The organism is Flavobacterium chungnamense (assembly GCF_039539165.1).
Lineage (GTDB): Bacteria > Bacteroidota > Bacteroidia > Flavobacteriales > Flavobacteriaceae > Flavobacterium > Flavobacterium chungnamense.
In genome coordinates, this window is the sequence record NZ_BAABCS010000004.1 from 250,476 (window position 1) to 268,746 (window position 18,271).

The window sequence follows — 18,271 nt, forward strand, 5'->3', positions numbered from 1 at the left end:
ATTCAGTTTGCGAAAATACAATTATCTATGAAATAATTATAGTTGATATGCTATAATTTACAATAAAATGTGATTTTTTTTTATTCTTAGTCAGAAATAGTCATTTTTACTACTTCAATTTTGGTGTTTGTTGCCTCTTCAATCACAAAATGGAAGTTATCAATTGTAATTTGATTACCTTTTTGTGGAATTTCTTTTGAAGTATTAACTATAAATCCGCCAAGAGTTCCGTAGGAATCATTTTCAGGAATATTGAGTTTGTATTCTTGATTAAGATATTCTACATCTAAACGTGCAGAAAAAAGATAGGTAGTTTCATCAAGTTGTTGTTCTACCAATTCTTCATCGCTATCGTGTTCATCTTCAATCTCTCCAAAAAGCTCTTCGATAATATCTTCCACAGTCATTATTCCTGCAGTTCCTCCATATTCATCTAAAATTACTGCAACACTTTTTCTTTTCTTGGTTAGTAAATTTAAACCATCCTTTATAAAAATCGTTTCAGGCACATACTCAACTGGAATCATTACCGATTTAATACTTCGTGGTTTTTTAAACAATTCAAAGGAATGAACATAACCTATAATATCATCAATAGAGTTTTGGTATACTAAAATCTTAGAATAACCAGTTGAAATAAACAGTTCTCTTAATTCTGTGACAGAATCGTATATATCTACTGCAACCAATTCTGTTCTAGGTGTCATAATATCTCTTGCTTTTACACCAGAAAACTCAAGTGCATTTTGAAATATCTGAATTTCAGAATCAACATCCTCATGATCTTCAACAGAACTCATTTGCTCATTAATATAGTTTCCTAATTCAACTTTACTAAAAAATGATGGAACGTAATCACCTTCTGTATTGAAGAATTTTTTTAAAATAAAATCAGAAATCCATATGATAAATGTTGATATATAATTGAAAATTAAATAGAATACATAAGATGGAATCGCAAAAAATTTCATCAAATTATTAGAATAAATCTGAAAAAAAACTTTTGGCAAAAACTCTGAAGTAATTAAAATTATTAATGTAGAAATAACCGTTTGTAATAATAAATTTGAAAATTCAGAAAATTGAAATTCGAAAGAATTAATCCAATTCATTAACAAATCACCCATAAAAAAACCATAAACTACAATTGCAATATTGTTCCCAACAAGCATTGTTGCGATAAATTTGGATGGTTTTTCAGTAATTTTAGTTAAAATTTTTGAAAGAAATGTATCTTGTTTTTTTTCAATTTCAAGATAAATTTTATTGGATGAAATATAGGCAATTTCCATCCCTGAGAAGAAAGCAGACAGTAATAAACATATTATAATTACTGTTATCTCCATTAAGTATTATTAGGTTTGTTTTGACTTTTTCTGTCTTCAAATTTCTTTGCAAAACGGCTTCTAAAGAAAAAAGTGAAAAAAGCTAATCCTGCAAGAACAACGCTCAACCATGGTTTTTCCGCATCATTCCATTTTGAAATTGCATCATAAACCATGATGAAACCAATTAGTAAATAAATATATTTTGTTATTTTAAGATAGTTCATGTTTAATTATCGTTTTCAACTTCTCCAGAAACACTCTGAGAGTTTATTATTTTAAAATCTTTACTAAAATCTACGCCTTCACCAAAAGACACTCCTTTTGGATCGGTAAATTTATATCTTTTTTCGGTATAAAACCATTCGTTTTTTTGATCAAAATACAATTGTTCCGTTTCAAATAACTGTCCTGTTTCATTTGTGATTTTCACGCTACCTTGCAAATCAATTAAATCGGTGTTTTTGAAAGTCACAGCGTATTTTGAAGTTACAAAGGTTCGCTTTCCATTTTCATCATACAAAGTTACATTTACACCTTTTGGAAACTCTGTAAAAGGAAATTCTACAGTAGCATAATCTAACATTTTATCGCTAATAAGAATAGATTTAATTCTACCAGAATCTGTGTATTTAATATTTATAGAGTCTGCCTCTCCACTTGGAGTAAACTCTGCAAAAGTAGATTTTTGAACTTCTTTAAAATTACTTTCACATGAAAATAGTAAAAAAACCACGATTGCAGTTAATGAAAAAAGTAGTGATTTTTTAAACATTAATTGCATTACAAAATTACTGTTTGATTAATCCAACAACCAATTTTTACAGATTTTGTATTTGACTTAGTTGTAATTATTTTCTGTAAATATGATTTAGACAATTCTTCTGAAGTACCTTTTAATCGTGGCTCGACTGTAATTGCCTTTAAAACTGTATCAGAAGCCAATTTGTAAATAGCATTTTTTTCTAAATCATTTGTACCACATTCTGAAACAGCATTTGCATATAAATTACCTAAAAAGATAAAGTATTTTCCATTTGTTGGATTGTTTTCAATTGCTGTAAGAACCATTTCTTTTGACTTTTCCTTATCAGTTATTGAAAGTATTGATGCAATTGTATAAGCTGTTGTTGCTTTGGTCATTTTATCACTTTCTAATTTCACTGACTCCGAAAAAAAATCTATTGCTTTATCTTGTTTAATTGTATTTAAATAGTAGGTTGCAAGATAATAAGCCGATTTTCCAGAAGGTTTTTTAGAATGCAATTCCGCTGCAATCGATTCAAAAATTGGCACTTTTTTACATGAAACTGAGAGCATTTTTGCTACAGATTGCAACCAATTAATATCGTTTATTTTATTTTGGAAATTTGCTTTAGCGTGAGAACCAATGTTTTCACAAACCAAAAAATCTTTCATAAGGGATTCCATAGAAACAAGAACTCTATCATAAATTTCTTGATTAGCAGGCACTGTTTCCTTATTCATTTCTATAAGTGAAATAACTCCAATATACTTACTGAATAAATTATCAATAGTAATCGTTGACTTTTCAGCTTTATACTTTTCTACATACAACTGAAGATAAACAAAAATTGCTTCTGGATCTTGAAATGTTTTTTTCTGTAACTCAAATGCTTGATCTAATAAACTGTAGATTTCATTGTTGGTTCCAACTTTATTTAAGTACAAAGCCATGGCACTTTTCTCAAAGTTACCATTACTATTATTTGGAAAGGTTTTATCGTATAATTTATAAATCCCTAAAATTTCTCGAACTTCTTTCTCTTTATCTTCTCTTGATGCAATCTCAATGTTATATTGTTGTAATTGCAAACCTAATTGAAGCGACTTTTCACTAGAAGTAAGACAAGTCATTTTTATGTCGTTCCAAACTTCTTTTGCTTTAACATAATTATTTTCTGATAAATACTTTGCAAGCTTACTTTCTTTATCTGCACAATTCGCTTCTTGAGCAGTTCCAAATTGGAATGCAAAAATCATTAATAGAATAATTAATTTACGTTTCATGCTAATTGAGATTTAAAATTAGTCGTATTTTCTTTTTTGGAACCATCTATCATTAAGAGATAATCCAATGCTAAAGTTCATGTAATGCTCTCTAACTAATCCTCCTTTTTGAGTTCCTCTGTTTCCTAACTCGAAGCCAACATTTACATTTGAGAAAGCTCCTCTTAGAGGCAAACCTAATCCAAGAGTTAGTGCTGCATCTTCTATTGGTTGGTTATTGATAACTAAACCAGTATTTTCAAATCTAAACCCACCTCGATAAACTACTCTTTCAAAGTAATTTGTAAATGACTTATAGTTTGGAATATAATAACCTCCTACAGTAAATCTAGTAGCATTCTCATACGACACATTGTCTATATCATTAAATCGATTTCCGAAATTACTTGTTCCTTGAAAAGTAAGTTCTGTACCAACAATCCATTTTTTTGTATCACCAATACCTACTCCAAAAGAAAACTTAGAAGGCATTTTTAGTTTCGTATCAGCTACTTGAATCTCTTCTTCATCACCAACAACTGCATCTGCAACACCATCAACAGATTGAACAATTGCTATAAATCTTTCATTATTCAAAGTAATTGTTGCTTCTGGAGTATATGTTAAACTAGAAAAAAGAGAAATATTTTTATATAGTTTAGTATTGTATGACAAACCTGCATTGAAATTCACTCCACTAGCAGATGATGAATTAGTTTCTCTAGTACTATATTGCACTTGCTCATATTCATTTGATGAATTTAAAGTAAACTCTGTCGATAAGCTTCTGGTATCTATTTTTCCAAAATTATATTGAACATCTGCACCAATACTGAAGTTTTTAGCTAATTGATATCCAAAACCAAAGAAAACTTTATTTAGACCTCCAGTCCCTTTATAGTAATTATCCGTTCTTCCATCTGGAGCATAAACTGAATTTTTGATGTTGTATCCAACAGACGAATAAGGAATAAGACCAAATCCAAGACCAACTTTTTTCAATGGAATCCCAATAGCAAGATAATCAAGAGTGGTACGCTGTGCTTTTTCGTCTTTTTGATTTGTTTTCAATTGATTTACTGAATAAGTACCTCCAACTGAGAAAGAAGTTAATTTCAAACTAGAATACATCGCTGGATTCTGAAGGTTGATATGAATACTATCTGGAAGAATTGATAAACCTGCCATAGAACGTGTCTCTACTGTACCTCTAAATCTAACATCACCAATTCCGTAGAATGAATAAGGAGAAGACGTTCCTTCTTGAGCAAATGAAACTAGCGAAAAAAGTAAACTAATGCTTACTATAATTTTTTTAATCATTGTTATTGTATTGAAAAGTTTGGTTCAAACTTTCTAAAAGAAAATTTGGATTGGCAAATATGGTATTTTTTAATCGTTCAGCCAAAAAATCTGAGTCTCCACCAGTTAAAATTATGATAAAGTTATCATTTTTATCTAAAACAGAGTTAATAAATCCATCTAATTCAAAAGAAATTCCATTAATAACTCCTGAGTGAATTGATTGTAGCGTTGAATTTCCAATAACTTCTGAAGGAGATTCTCTCTTTAATAACGGCAATTTTGCGGTGTAATTGTGTAATGATTCGTATCTCAATCTGATTCCAGGCGATATAGCTCCGCCTAAATAATTATCATTTGAATCAATAAAGTCATAGGTGATACAAGTTCCAGCGTCAATCACTATCCTATTTTTATTAGGATACTGAAGTACTGCACCTGAAGCCAATATCATTCTATCGATTCCTAAGGTTGATGGTGAAGCATAAAGATTATTAAAAGGAAACTTACTTTCTCTAGTGACGAAATAAACATTTAGTCCTGAATCTAATGTCAAAAAATCATTTTTTTCTAGTTTTCCAACCGATGCAACTACTAAAATACTGATTTCTGAAAATTTTTTTATGACTTTTTTCAATGAGATTTGCCAGTCTTCATAGGCTATTATTTCTTTTTTCAAAAGCGTATTCTGTTCAAAAACAGCCGCTTTGATTTGTGTATTTCCCACATCGATGACTAAAAGCATAATTCTAAGTTTAGAGTTGCAAAGTTACAAATAGATTTTTTTTAAAAATTGTTTTGAATAAATTAAAAATCGTTCTATATTTGCAACCGCAATCAAGTAGCAGTAATGCTCCAAATTGTAAAGGTACCTTAGCTCAGATGGTAGAGCAATGGACTGAAAATCCATGTGTCCCTGGTTCGATCCCTGGAGGTACCACAAAACCCGAATAGCAATATTCGGGTTTTTTGTTTTTAAAAATACCCAAATAGTGTCTAACTTTTTTGTGGCATGGGTAAATGCTTTTAAACTAATCCAAAGTTAGTGACGGAAAATGATTGAAAAAGGAGAGATTTGCTTCTTTAAAATTTAGTTCACCTTTTAGATTTTCATTTGCAAAACTTTTAATTCCCTTTTCAATTTTACCAGGAAAAATTATTGGAAATAAAAACATTACCAACAATAAAACTGCAATTGTGATGCCAAAGACTTTTAGGGATTTTACTACTAATTTCTTCATTTAACTATTGACAAATAATTCTGCAAAGTTATAGTATAAAAAAGACCCTTCAAAATTATGAAAGGCCTTTAGAAAATTCTATATTAAACTAACTAAACAAAATTATTCTTTTATTAATCTTAATGTTTTTTCACGATTATTTGCATCTGAAATTTTAACGATGTAAACACCTTTAGTTAAATCTTCAATAGAGAAACTATCGTTGATTGAAGTACTTGAAAACGCTTTTACTAATTGACCCGTGATAGAATAGATTTGAACTTTCTCTACCAAAGTATTAATTGTAAAATAAGTTGAAGCTGGATTTGGAGACAATGCCACAAAATCTAAAGCATCAAATGCATCATTATTAAGAAGTGATCTATTTCCAAAAACTCTGTATCCTCCTGGCTCAATACTGATATTCATATTAACATTTGATACATTAAATGTTGTATTATCCATTAAATTTGCCCAAGTTCCGGTGAATGGAAAACCTCCAACAACATTGTAAGTATTGTCAGTAAAATTAGTTAAAACAAAAACATAGCTTAATGCAGCTGTTTGTGTGGTACTTGTCCAAACATCCAATCTAGGATGTCCTGTATTTCCAATATTCCAAGCATAAGCTCCATTTTCAAAAACATTTTCAGTTTTTTTTATGTCTATCATTTTTGCCCAACTATTGTAAATAGCACTTCTATTTGTATCTGTTAACCAGTTTCCTGTCCATTGTGGTTGTGGTTTAGTATCTAATTTACAATCTGGGTTTGAATAAGAAACTACACCATTATTACATGTCCACAAAGAGCTACTCCATCCTAGTTCACCAAAATGCCAAATCATTTTTGGTCCTGGCACTAATAAATGTACAGCTCCCATTGCTTGAAGTCTTTGATGTACCTTAGTAAGATTACCTTGTGTTTGACCTGCTTCATTTAATGCTTTGTATGCAACTCTCTCTTCATCATGACTTTCTGCATAACCAATAAATCTGTCAGTAGCGTCTGCAATTCCTGAAATATCTGCAAAGTTACCTTTTAATAAATCTGCATATGGGTCAGTCATTTTTCTCCATTGCATTATCCCTTTTGTATCTCCTGAACGAAGATAATTTGCCCATTCTACTTCTTCTGTATATGAACCGCCATTACCAAGGTGCTCAAATATCACAAGAAAATTTGGATCGATTTCCCATTGTTTGTCAGCGTACCATTTTAGTTTTGCAACTCTATCTGAACGATATCCATTAGTACAAGCATCTTGACCTCCAGAAACATTTGGTGGACATTGTTGTGTAAATCCTTTTGTCAAATCCCATCTAAAACCATCAATTTTATATTCTTGAATCCAGTGCTTAATTGTAGCAACTGAATATGCGTTTGTTAAATTATCTGGTTCTCTAAAATGATTTAAATCACTACCTACACTATATGAATGCATTGCGTCTTGGTTGATATATGGGTTCTCCGCAGATGTTTTATAACCTGTTCCATTAGCCCAACCATCATTATCTGTGTCAAGCATCCACATTCTTTCAAGTGGAGAACGTCCAAAAACATGATTTAATGCAACATCTAGAATAACAGCTATTCCATTTTGATGACATAAGTCTATGAACTCTTTCAATTTAGATGGAGGCCCATAACGCTTATCTAAAGCCATGTGAAATACAGTGTTGTAACCCCAACTTTCATTTCCTTCAAACTCCATCACTGGCATTAATTGAATAGCATTAACTTTTAAGTTCTTAAAATAATCTATTTTATTTATTAGATCTTGATAGCTTCTATTTGAATCAAAATCTCTAACTAAAGCTTCGTAGATAACTAAATCTTTTTTCTTTGGTTTTACAAAATTGGTAGTAGCAGCACTCCAATTATAATTATAATAAGCCGTTGGTCCTGTTTGCAGCACAGTTACTTCTCTTTCTTGTCCTGGAGCTATTGTGTTGTATACAGGAAGACCAGGATATACACCTAAAGAAATAATTTGAGGATCATCGAAAGGAGAAAGTACTAAAGTTGAAAATGGATCTGCCGTTTTAACAATTGCTGGAGAATTTGCAGGTCTGCTGGTATTATCACAAACCCAATATTGATAAGCATACATTTGACCAGAAGTTAAACCTGTTAACTCTAACCAAAATTTACCTGTAGTAGGGTCTTTTTTCATAGCATATGCGGCTGTTGGGGACCAATTATTGAAACTTCCTGCTACGTAAATAAAATCTTTAAATGGTGCATTTAAAACCAAAGTTGCAATTGTAGCATCAGTTGGATCATAATTGATTCCGTCAACCAACCCTGCCTCCATTGGAGCATTTATTATTCCCGGATTGACAATTACTGTAAATCTTTTAGTAACTGTTGTTGTTCCTAATGTCGCTGAAACAACATATACTTTAGTTGTAGTCACATTTGTGTCACCACAAGTAAAAAATGATGTTGGTGCAGTTGAACATGTAATTGGAACACCATTAGCCGTAACAGAATAAGTAGCATTACCACCAGTGTTTGAAGCAACAATACTAACATTAGATCCTGAATTGATAATTGTATTACTATTTTCTACAGGAGATATTAAAGACATTTGAAAAGCACCGACTTCTGAAGTGATATCTTGCGATTTTTTATCTCCACTTCCATCTTTAGCTTTAATTAAAAAACCTATCTTACCAATACCTGTTCTGTTGTAAAAAGTATTTGGTACAAATGTTATAGTATAAGTATCATTTCCCGAATTATAGGTAAGTCTATTAGTTTCACTAGAACTTGTCCATGCGCCATTTGTTGGACAATCTTGAATATTAGCATCATTAGCGTCAAAGCTCCAAGCCCAAAGGTATAGTGCGTTATTAGTCACACCCCATGTTGACTCATTAATACTACTTCCATTAAAAGTAATAGTAATTGATTGATTTTCTTCAAAAACTGTAGGTGCAATAGTATAAGTTACTGTTTGTTGCTGAGCAAAAACAATAACTGGAAAAAGTAAGCATAATAGTAAAAATCTTTTCATAGCGTAGATTTGAATTAAAAAAACACATTCCCGAATTATTAAAATAAAACGAGAATGTGTTATAAATTTATTTTATTATTGCGGCATTAACCTCAAGTTGTAATTAGCAGAATTTCTGATATCTAAAACTACTTTATAATTACCTGCTGCAGGAACTTTCATGTTTCCTCCATTCAATTTTATTTTGTATTGACCACCTGTAGTAGTATTTTCAGTATTACCTGATAATGTTCCCATTTTTACAGACCAATCATCTTTTAAACGAATTAAAAACTCATCATTAGTCAATGCTAAATCAAGAGTATACATTCTATAATAAGGAGATGCTGGGTTAGTGTCAAAAGTTAAATAAGTTGGCGAACCCCAACCGTTTGGAGTAGCCTGACCAATTATTGCAACTTGTCTTTTAGCCATTGTATAAGTAAGTGCTGGCCAGTTTACAGTAAAGAAGTATGTACCTGCGCCATCAGCTGGCTTAATATTACTACCTCCTAAATTACCTGTAAATGATCCATCTGCACTACTCTCTCCTTTGTCATTACCAGACCAAGTTGGGTCAGAATTGAATTTAAACTCAGGACTTGAAACATTCATCCATACAAAACCTTCGTATTTTCCATCATTACCTGCTGAGAAAATAGTTGCTGAATTACCAGCACCAGACCAATCTGCAAAAGTACTTGCTCCACCATAACTTCCTGGTAAATATAATTTTTGAAATTCATCAAAAGTATCATATGGAGTTGCAGTAATAGTTACTTCATTAGAAACTGCACTAACACCATTAGTTGAACTTGAAAGTTGAGTTGATGGTTTTCCGATAATTCTTAATTTAAAACTACCTGAAGTTCCTATTGAACCTCCTGCACTTAGTAACAAGTTATTCAAAATTCTTTGTGTAACTGCTTTTTCATTTACGTCTGCATCAGAGCTATAAGTTCCTAACACAATTGCTTGTGAAGAATTAGAAAAACTGTCTGTACTCTTAACTGCTTGCAATGAATAAGTAACTGATGAAGAAAACCCAAATTCTGCTGGAGTCCATGAAGCTGTAAAAGCATTATTACCAGCCGTTGTACCAGTTAAAACAAAACTTCCTCCTGTTGGTGAAGTCATATTTATTGAACTAGACGATGCCTGCGGATCTAATTTTTCATCACTACAAGAAACAATTGATGTCATTGTTCCTGCCAATAAAATTAAACTTAAAAATATTTTTTTCATAATTTTCTATTTTAAATTCCTCGAAAATGATTTACCATTTCCGAGGATATTTTGTTATAATTAATAACCAGGATTTTGTTGTAAAGTTGGGTTAGAACCAATTGCAGTAGCTGGTATTGGGAAAATTTTGAATTTATCATCAATACTTGTCCCTGCTTGAATTCCACCTTTCCATTGCCAATTATAAACTCCACCAGTATACTTTCCAAAACGAATTAAATCTTGTCTTCTGTGTCCTTCCCAGTATAACTCACGTCCTCTTTCATCAAGAATAAAGTCTAAATTAATATCTCCAGCAACTACAGTTGCAGAACCTCCAGCTCTTGTTCTCAATGTATTTACATAAGTAGCTGCTTGTGAAGTACTTCCTTGTCCTCTTGCTGCTAACTCAGCATACATTAAATAAGCATCTGCCAATCTAAATACAGGGAAATCAATATCTACAAAGTTTCCTGAAACATCAGAACCTTGACCACCTGTTGATTTAATGTTTTTGTATTTTTGAACAGCATATCCATCACCAAAGTTACCAATATTACCAATAGATAAAGATTGTCCAGTTGTGTAGAACATTCCTCTTGGATCTCCAGCAAACTTAGCTACAAATTCTGGTCTTGTTCTTAAACCAAACCAACCTCCATTGATACCAAAGTTAGAAGGATTCATTGATCCACCAACAGCTGCATGAGTTATGAAAGTTGTTCCTCCATAAGTTTGAGTATTCAATCCACTATATCTAATAGGGAAAATCATCTCACTTTGAGAACCATTACTATCATTGTCTGCCATAAATACTTTTCCATAGCTTGAACTTGTATTAATAGAGTAAGTAGAACTCAATACAGGAGTTAAAGCTGCTGAAGCTTCAGCAAATTTGTTTTGATTGATGTAAACTTGAGCATTTAAATAAACTTTTGCCAATAACATTTTACCAGCAATTTTATCAACTCTACCAAATTCGTTTGATCCTGATGCTAATAAATCGGCATCAATTGAATTTAATTCACTTACAATGAAGTCAAATATAAAAGCTCTGCTTTGCTGCTGTGGAAAACTGAATCCAACAGTATCATTCTCTGTTGTGAATGGAACGTTACCAAACATATCCATTAAATGCCAGTAAGAAAAAGCTCTCAAGAAACGTGCTTCAGCTCTATAATTAACAATTTGAGCACGAGTAGCAGATGACACATTTCTACTGTTCAATTTATCGGCTGTAGTTTGTCTTAAAAACTCATTACATAGAGATACTTGATACATACAACGAGAAAACATCGCATAAATAAATTCATTATTTGAAGCCCATGTTTGATTGTTTAATGAAGGTAAGTTACCATCTGCCCAAGCAATAATTGCCTCATCAGTTGTAATCTCATTCATAACCCAATACGCTCTCAAATATTGACCAAATCCTTCATCAATTCCTGCAATATCTGAATTACCAGCAGGGCCTTGTTGTCCAGAAACAGCTAAACCTGCATAAAGTTTTGCAAGAAACTGCTTGTAAGAAGCTTCATCTTGATAAAATACTTCTGATGAATAGATATCTTCATCAATTTCGATTTTATCTAGTTCTTTAGTACATGACGTCATTGATAAAATGGTCACCACTGAAAGAACTAACATTTTAATAATTCTACTTTTTTTCATAACTTTTTATTTAAAAATTTACATTACATCCAAAAACAAACATTCTTGCTCTTGGGTAAATTGTTTGATCAATACCAGATAAAATTTCAGGGTCTAAACCTTTGTATTTACTAATGATAAGTGCGTTTTGTACACCAAAACTTAGCCTAGCTGTTGTTGCATTACCGAATGGCTCTGCAAAGCTATATCCAAAACTAATATTATCTAACTTAATAAACGAAGCGTCTTTAATATAATGGTCTGAGAAAAATCTATTATTTCCTTCATTAACAAAACCAGTTTCAAAGAAAGATGGATTAATATTGTTAAGTGGTGTAATTTGATTGATTGAGTTGTCTAAATAACCATAAGACGAACCATTGTTGTCATAGATATAGTTTCCTAAACTTGCTCTCCAAGACATTGACATATCCCATTTTTTGTAGTTAAATGAAGACATTAAACCAAATGTAAAATCAGCATAAGGTTTTTTGTATTGGTACATATCTTTTGGTGTGATTAAACCATCGCCATTTCTATCAACGTAAACTCCTTCTAATGGTTTTCCGTCAGTTCCATAAACTTGCTCATATACATAAAATGCATTTGGAGCAAAACCTGTTGAATTAATTTGAATTGTGTTACCAACACCTCCTCTAATTCCTCCTGTAAAGAATCCTGGAGACTCAGTTCCATCAAGTGCGGTAGCTGTAATTTTTCTATCTTGGTAGTTTGCGTTGAAATTAATATTCCAATTTAAATCTGTAGATTTTAAAATATCAAAGTTTAAACCAAGCTCAATACCTTTAACTTCTAAATTACCAAAGTTTCTAGGACCATTATTTGTTAAATTCGCACCATCTGGATATGCTACGAAAGCTAATAAATCTTTAGTTTCTTTTTGATAAACATCTAATGTTCCCTTAACTTTTCTAAACAATTCGAAATCTAAACCTGCATTGTACGTAGTTGTCTCCTCCCATTTAATTGTATTAGAATAAAATGATGGTCTAACAGTTGTTATAAATGTATTTCCAAATTGATATTGAGCTTGTGGATTACCGGCTACATACTGAGGTATGTATGAGAAACTAGTTGATAATTCTTGTTGACCCGTAACTCCCCATCCTAATCTTAATTTTAAATTAGTTAAAGATTTACTGTCTTTTAGGAAGCTTTCGTTAGAAACATTCCAAGCAAATGCAGCTCCTGGAAATATTCCAGATCTTACATCTTTAAAGAAGTTGTTAGTGATATCGTTTCTTAAGTTTAATGTTAATAGGTATTTATTGTCAAAACCTAGATTAGCTCTTCCGAAGTAAGATTCTAATTTACTAACAGGACTTGTAAATGTATTTAAAGAATTGATAACATTTGCAGGATTTCTTAATTCACCAGAACCATAACCAACATTATTTCTCTCATAATAAGTATGACCAGCAGTAACATCAACATTTAATTTTCCAAATGCTTTAGTATAATTTACGTAAGCATCAAGTGCTGTATTGGTTCTGTTATTCCAAAACTCGCTATATCTTCCTAAATTATTGGTACCATTAAAAAACCCATTAATACTTTGTGCACTTAATTCATTTCTTCCTTTTGATTGTTCTCTATCGATACCTGCTAAAACTGTAAACTTTAACTCAGGCAAGAAATGTAATTTATAATCTAATTGAACATTACCATAGTAACGGTATCTTTTTGTTTGGTTGTTTCTTTGTTGAAGTGCCGCAACTGGATTATCAGCAGCTAAAAAGTTTGGATTATTAGAACCATCTAGCCATTCAAAATAACCTCCAAATTGCTGATTATCAACAGTAACAGGTTGAGTTGGGTCAAAATTAATAGCATTACTTATTGCTCCTTCATCTGCAAATCTTTCTTTTACAACAGAAAAGTTACCATTAATTGCAATTTTTAGATGATCTTTAAATAAAGATGGATTTAATCTAAGTGAGGCAGTTGTTCTATCAAACTTAGAAGTTTCTAGAATACCTGGTATATAAGTATGACCATAAGTAAACGATGTTGGTAATTTACCGAACAAAGCTCCTCTCAAACCAACATTATTATCAATAGAAACAGAATTTGAGAAAATCTCTTCTTGCCAATCTGTACTAGAATTACCTAATCTAGCCAATCTTGAAGGCGCAATGTTATATTGTGCAATATTAGCAGGATTAGTCATAAAACTTCTAAAATCAGCAGCTGAAGTAGTGTTGATTTTTTCTGCTAAAGTATTAACTGTAAAAGTAGTTCCAACCGAAACCTTTAAAGCTCCTTTTGCTCCTTTTTTAGTAGTAACTAAAATAACACCATTAGACCCTCTGTTACCATAAATCGCAGTAGCAGATGCGTCTTTTAAGATTGATATATTCTCAATATCGTTTGGATTAATTGTTTGTAAATTACCATCAATTGGCAATCCATCTAACACAATTAAAGGATCGTTGGAAGCTTGTAATGAAGCTCCACCACGAATTCTAATAGCAGCACCATCTCCAGGACGACCTCCTTGTGTTACAACAACACCGGCAACTCGTCCATTTAATAAAGATTCAGTGTTTGAATTAAATCCTTTGTTAAAATCTTTTGTTGTTAATAAATCTACAGCACCTGTAGCATCTTTTTTCTTAACAGCTCCATAACCAACTTGAACTACAACTTCTTGTAACACGTTAGCTTCTTCTGTCATAGAAACGGTAATCGATTTTTGACCATCGAAAGTGATGGTTTCGTTTTTATAGCCAATAAAAGAAAACACTAATTTGTCTCCATTTTTAATCTTGGCTAACTTAAACTTACCGTCAAAATCAGTTGATGTACCCACTTGAGTACCTTGAACAATTACATTTACTCCAGGAATCGGTTGATTTGATTTTGAATCAACAACAACTCCTTCCACAGTGGTTTGAGCCAAAACACTTAATGGGAGGATTAGCAATAAAAATAACAACTTTTTATAAATTGTTTTCATACATTTTGTTTAGGTTAATAAATTTGTTTTTTGCTTATACTTTAACTTCGAATGTTAAATTTAAGATAAATTTTCAGATAAAAAAATTAAACCTTAATTATATACCACCGAAAACGTTTTCGTGTTGAAAACTTTCTGAATATTTCATTTTTTTTGTTACAAAATTGATAGTATAAAAAAATAAATATATCTTTATTAAAAATTAAACATTTATCAAAATCACATAATGAGAAGAAAAGTCACTTTAAAGCAAATTGCCAAGGAACTGGACGTATCAATTTCGACAGTTTCAAAATCATTAAGAGACAGCTCAGAAATCAGTGAAGACACCCGTCAAAAAGTTCAAGCTTTTGCTAAATTATACAATTACAAACCTAACAATATTGCTTTAAGTTTAAAGAATAGAAAATCTAAAACTATATGCATAATAATCCCTGAAATTATTCATCATTTTTTTGCAACAGTAATTAGTGGTGTTGAACATGTTGCTAATGAAAATGGCTACAATGTAATTGTTTGCCTTTCCGACGAATCATTTGATAAAGAGGTAATTAACATGGAAATGTTAGCCAACGGTAGTATTGACGGATTTATCATGTCATTATCAAAAGAAACGCAACAAAAACGAGATTTCCATCATATCACTGAAGTCATCAATCAAGGTATGCCTGTTGTAATGTTTGATAGAATTACTAATGATATTTTGTGCGATAAAGTAATTATTGACGACAACTTAGCTGCTTTCAACGCAACTCAATTTCTAATCGATAAAGGATTTAAAAAAATTGCTTTACTAACAACCGTAGATTATGTTAGTGTTGGAAAATTAAGAACTGAAGGCTACATCAAAGCTTTAAAAACTAATGACCTTAAAATGGATGAAAATTTAATCGTTAAAATAGAGGATACCGACAACTTTGAAAATCAAATCGAAAACTTAATATTGAACAATGATTTAGATGCTATTTTCGCTGTAAACGAAATTTTTGCAGTAACAGCAATTAAAGTTGCTAAACGATTAGGAAAATCAGTTCCAAGTGATGTTTCTGTAATTGGTTTTACCGATGGAATCATTTCAAAATACTCTTCACCATCAATTACTACTGTTAGCCAAAATGGCATAAAAATGGGTGAAAAAGCAGCAAAAATGCTTCTTGAAAAACTCGAAATTGAAGAAGAAGATTACGAAGAACAATACAAAACAGAAGTAATTGAAACCGAACTAGTTGAGAGAGAATCCACAAAATAACTTCAAAAATTTTATCAACAAAAAAACGTTTTCGTAATTCATTTCTGCAAAAATCTGAAATCCGAAATCTGAAATCTGAAATCTTTTAATATCTTTACCGAATCAAAGCTTATACTTTTTACTTCGAAAACAAAAAATAAGTTTTGATAAGCATCGCGCTTATCGTATTTCTAATCAATAAATTACGATAATGGAAAAGCGTAAGTTAAGTTTCTGGCAAATTTGGAACATGAGTTTCGGATTTCTAGGGATACAATTTGGATTTGCTCTTCAGGGTGGATTCATGTCTAGAATTTTTCAAACTCTTGGTGCAGAAGTAGATGACATTCCAGGTCTATGGATTGCAGCACCTTTAACAGGTCTTTTAGTTCAACCAATAATTGGTTATTTATCAGACAATACTTGGAGTCCAAAATTTGGTAGAAGGAAGCCATTTTTCCTTATCGGAGCGATTTTAGCATCTATAACTTTATTTTTCATGCCTCATTCACCAGCTTTATGGATTGCTGCTGGATTATTATGGGTTTTAGATTCTTCAATAAACATTAGTATGGAACCTTTTCGTGCTCTTGTTGCCGACAAATTACCTGAATCTCAGCGCTCAAATGGGTTTGTAATTCAAACACTAATTATCGGAATTGGAACTTGGATAGCTAGTAATTTACCTTGGTTAGTAAACAAATTAGGTGTTTCAAACGAAGCAGCCGCAGGAGTTATTCCAAATTCTGTAATAGTGGCTTTTTCAGTTGGAGCTTTTGTGTTTTTTGCAAGTATATTATATACAATATTTACAACAAAAGAGGATCCACCAAAAGATTTAGAAAAATTTCTTTCTGAAAAAAAAGAATCCAGTTTTATTCCTGATTTAGTTGAAAGTTTAAAAGACATGCCTTCAACTATGAAAAAACTTGGACTGATTCAGTTTTTTAGTTGGTTTGCATTTTTTACAATGTGGAGTCTATCAATGCCTGCATTAACTGAACACGTTTTCAATTCTCCAAAACCTGATGTAAAAGAATATGCACAATTAGATAAAGAAGGAAAAGCGCTAAAAAATGACAAGAAAGAAGTTATCTATCTTAGTGCTAACAAAAAACAAGAATATGAATCTAAAGACAAAGTTTATAATGATGCTGCAGATTTAGTAGGATCAGCAACTGGAGTTTATGGATTATCTTCAATGGCTTTTGCCCTATTACTTACTTTTTATACAATGAAAAATAAGATAAATAGAAAATACATCCATATGGGTTCATTAATTCTTGGTGGATTAGGTTTCATTTTTATGTTTTATGCAACACCTTCAACTTTAATGTATAGCTTTATATTAATAGGTTTTGCCTGGGGAAGTATTCTATCTATGCCTTATGCCATGTTATCAAGTTCAGTTAACCCAAATAAAATGGGTATGATGATGGGATTATTCAATATGTTTATTGTTATTCCTCAAATTATTGCAGCTCTTGGCGGAATCAATTATTTATATAAATTAATTGGAGAAGCTCACATTAATGCTATGCTTTTAGCAGGATTATCACTAATTATTGCTGGATTGTGTAATTTCTTTATAACGGATAAAAACGCAATTTCAGGTTAAAAAAACTATAATGACTAACAAAAAAGCATTCATATTCGACCTTGACGGAGTAATTGTTGACACAGCTAAATATCATTTTTTAGCTTGGCAAAAATTAGCTCAAGAACTAGGAATCGAATTTACACCCGAACACAACGAAGAATTAAAAGGAGTTAGCCGCGTCCGTTCTCTTGATATTATTTTAGAACTTGGAGGAATTCAAGCTTCTCAGGAGGACAAAAACAAATGGCTTATTCAAAAAAATGAAGATTATCTATCCTATTTGGTAGATATAGATGAAAGTGAAATTTTACCTGGCGTACTTCCTGTATTACACTATTTAAAAGATAAAAACCAACTAATTGCATTAGGTTCTGCAAGTAAAAATGCACGACCAATTTTAGAAAAAACAGGTATTATAAATCTATTTGATGCAATCGTTGATGGAAATGACGTTTCCAATGCAAAACCCGATCCAGAAGTATTTCTACAAGCTGCAAAAAAATTAGGTGCAACCAATGAAAATTCAATTGTTTTTGAAGATTCAGTTGCAGGAATTCAAGCGGCTAATATTGCAAATATGACCAGCATTGGAATTGGAGAAGCAACAACATTATACGAAGCAAAATATATATTTAAAGATTTTACATTTATTGATGTTTCTTTTATTGAATCGTTGATAAATTAGAAAAAAGAGAATAGAAAATAGAGTATAGATGTTTTGAAAGTTTAAGA

14 protein-coding genes and 1 tRNA gene are annotated in these 18,271 nt (G+C 31.4%); 4 read left to right on the forward strand and 11 right to left on the reverse strand.

Annotated features, from left to right (window positions below):
* Positions 1-86: 86 nt before the first annotated feature.
* From ABD771_RS03360 to ABD771_RS03385, 6 genes are read right to left on the reverse strand one after another with little or no spacing between them, the layout of a single operon-like run.
* Entirely contained in the window at positions 87-1,346 is a 1,260-nt protein-coding gene (locus tag ABD771_RS03360) for a hemolysin family protein (RefSeq protein ID WP_345090659.1), read from the reverse strand.
* Positions 1,346-1,552, reverse strand: coding sequence for a hypothetical protein (locus ABD771_RS03365; protein WP_345090662.1), 207 nt, complete (start codon positions 1,550-1,552; stop codon positions 1,346-1,348). Before ABD771_RS03365 ends, ABD771_RS03360 begins: the two co-directional genes overlap by 1 nt.
* Before the next feature lie 2 nt (positions 1,553-1,554).
* The gene (lptC, locus tag ABD771_RS03370; RefSeq protein ID WP_425556440.1) at positions 1,555-2,109 is read right to left on the reverse strand and encodes an LPS export ABC transporter periplasmic protein LptC; all 555 of its coding nucleotides are present in this window, start codon (positions 2,107-2,109) and stop codon (positions 1,555-1,557) included.
* On the reverse strand, positions 2,109-3,356 hold the full coding sequence (locus ABD771_RS03375) for a tetratricopeptide repeat protein (RefSeq protein WP_345090668.1): 1,248 nt from the start codon (positions 3,354-3,356) through the stop codon (positions 2,109-2,111). The genes lptC and ABD771_RS03375 overlap by 1 nt, the downstream gene beginning before the upstream one ends.
* An 18-nt stretch (positions 3,357-3,374) precedes the next feature.
* Entirely contained in the window at positions 3,375-4,658 is a 1,284-nt protein-coding gene (gene bamG, locus ABD771_RS03380) for a BamG family beta-barrel-assembly machinery protein (RefSeq protein WP_345090671.1), read from the reverse strand.
* Positions 4,651-5,382 (reverse strand): type III pantothenate kinase, encoded by a 732-nt coding sequence (locus tag ABD771_RS03385; protein WP_345090674.1) that lies wholly within the window; start codon positions 5,380-5,382, stop codon positions 4,651-4,653. Before ABD771_RS03385 ends, bamG begins: the two co-directional genes overlap by 8 nt.
* 122 nt (positions 5,383-5,504) lie before the next feature.
* On the opposite strand from ABD771_RS03385, the gene ABD771_RS03390 reads away from it, so the two are divergent.
* A tRNA-Phe gene (locus ABD771_RS03390) sits at positions 5,505-5,577 on the forward strand.
* Positions 5,578-5,668: 91 nt separating this feature from the next.
* Here ABD771_RS03390 and ABD771_RS03395 read toward each other — a convergent pair.
* From ABD771_RS03395 to ABD771_RS03415, 5 genes are all read right to left on the reverse strand, one after another.
* Positions 5,669-5,878 carry a hypothetical protein gene (locus ABD771_RS03395; RefSeq protein WP_345090677.1) on the reverse strand — a complete coding sequence of 70 codons (210 nt, stop codon included), beginning with the start codon at positions 5,876-5,878 and terminating at the stop codon, positions 5,669-5,671.
* 102 nt (positions 5,879-5,980) lie between these two features.
* Complete coding sequence (locus ABD771_RS03400; protein ID WP_345090679.1) at positions 5,981-8,878, reverse strand: alpha-amylase family glycosyl hydrolase; 2,898 nt, start codon at positions 8,876-8,878, stop codon at positions 5,981-5,983.
* Positions 8,879-8,953: 75 nt separating this feature from the next.
* Positions 8,954-10,102 (reverse strand): SusE domain-containing protein, encoded by a 1,149-nt coding sequence (locus ABD771_RS03405; RefSeq protein WP_345090682.1) that lies wholly within the window; start codon positions 10,100-10,102, stop codon positions 8,954-8,956.
* Positions 10,103-10,162: 60 nt separating this feature from the next.
* Positions 10,163-11,752 (reverse strand): RagB/SusD family nutrient uptake outer membrane protein, encoded by a 1,590-nt coding sequence (locus ABD771_RS03410; RefSeq protein ID WP_345090685.1) that lies wholly within the window; start codon positions 11,750-11,752, stop codon positions 10,163-10,165.
* A gap of 10 nt (positions 11,753-11,762) precedes the next feature.
* On the reverse strand, positions 11,763-14,711 hold the full coding sequence (locus tag ABD771_RS03415; protein ID WP_345090688.1) for a SusC/RagA family TonB-linked outer membrane protein: 2,949 nt from the start codon (positions 14,709-14,711) through the stop codon (positions 11,763-11,765).
* A 226-nt stretch (positions 14,712-14,937) separates the two neighbouring features.
* Between ABD771_RS03415 and ABD771_RS03420 the strand changes: the two genes are divergently transcribed.
* The 3 genes from ABD771_RS03420 (at position 14,938) to pgmB (ending at position 18,224) form a co-directional block, all read left to right on the forward strand.
* Positions 14,938-15,960 (forward strand): LacI family DNA-binding transcriptional regulator, encoded by a 1,023-nt coding sequence (locus ABD771_RS03420; RefSeq protein ID WP_345090691.1) that lies wholly within the window; start codon positions 14,938-14,940, stop codon positions 15,958-15,960.
* A gap of 190 nt (positions 15,961-16,150) precedes the next feature.
* Positions 16,151-17,557 (forward strand): MFS transporter, encoded by a 1,407-nt coding sequence (locus tag ABD771_RS03425; RefSeq protein WP_345090694.1) that lies wholly within the window; start codon positions 16,151-16,153, stop codon positions 17,555-17,557.
* A 10-nt stretch (positions 17,558-17,567) separates the two neighbouring features.
* Positions 17,568-18,224, forward strand: a complete 657-nt coding sequence (pgmB, locus tag ABD771_RS03430; RefSeq protein WP_345090697.1) for a beta-phosphoglucomutase — start codon at positions 17,568-17,570, stop codon at positions 18,222-18,224.
* Positions 18,225-18,271: the final 47 nt, after the last annotated feature.

Excerpts from the sequence above, each read along its gene's own strand:
- ABD771_RS03395 (WP_345090677.1), bottom strand. The coding sequence starts at position 5,878 with ATGAAGAAATTAGTAGTAAAATCCCTAAAAGTCTTTGGCATCACAATT.
- ABD771_RS03400 (WP_345090679.1), bottom strand. The coding sequence starts at position 8,878 with ATGAAAAGATTTTTACTATTATGCTTACTTTTTCCAGTTATTGTTTTT.
- ABD771_RS03410 (WP_345090685.1), bottom strand. The coding sequence starts at position 11,752 with ATGAAAAAAAGTAGAATTATTAAAATGTTAGTTCTTTCAGTGGTGACC.
- ABD771_RS03405 (WP_345090682.1), bottom strand. The coding sequence starts at position 10,102 with ATGAAAAAAATATTTTTAAGTTTAATTTTATTGGCAGGAACAATGACA.
- bamG (WP_345090671.1), bottom strand. The coding sequence starts at position 4,658 with ATGATTAAAAAAATTATAGTAAGCATTAGTTTACTTTTTTCGCTAGTT.
- ABD771_RS03385 (WP_345090674.1), bottom strand. The coding sequence starts at position 5,382 with ATGCTTTTAGTCATCGATGTGGGAAATACACAAATCAAAGCGGCTGTT.
- ABD771_RS03420 (WP_345090691.1), top strand. The coding sequence starts at position 14,938 with ATGAGAAGAAAAGTCACTTTAAAGCAAATTGCCAAGGAACTGGACGTA.
- pgmB (WP_345090697.1), top strand. The coding sequence starts at position 17,568 with ATGACTAACAAAAAAGCATTCATATTCGACCTTGACGGAGTAATTGTT.
- ABD771_RS03360 (WP_345090659.1), bottom strand. The coding sequence starts at position 1,346 with ATGGAGATAACAGTAATTATAATATGTTTATTACTGTCTGCTTTCTTC.
- ABD771_RS03365 (WP_345090662.1), bottom strand. The coding sequence starts at position 1,552 with ATGAACTATCTTAAAATAACAAAATATATTTATTTACTAATTGGTTTC.
- lptC (WP_425556440.1), bottom strand. The coding sequence starts at position 2,109 with ATGCAATTAATGTTTAAAAAATCACTACTTTTTTCATTAACTGCAATC.
- ABD771_RS03425 (WP_345090694.1), top strand. The coding sequence starts at position 16,151 with ATGGAAAAGCGTAAGTTAAGTTTCTGGCAAATTTGGAACATGAGTTTC.
- ABD771_RS03375 (WP_345090668.1), bottom strand. The coding sequence starts at position 3,356 with ATGAAACGTAAATTAATTATTCTATTAATGATTTTTGCATTCCAATTT.
- ABD771_RS03415 (WP_345090688.1), bottom strand. The coding sequence starts at position 14,711 with ATGAAAACAATTTATAAAAAGTTGTTATTTTTATTGCTAATCCTCCCA.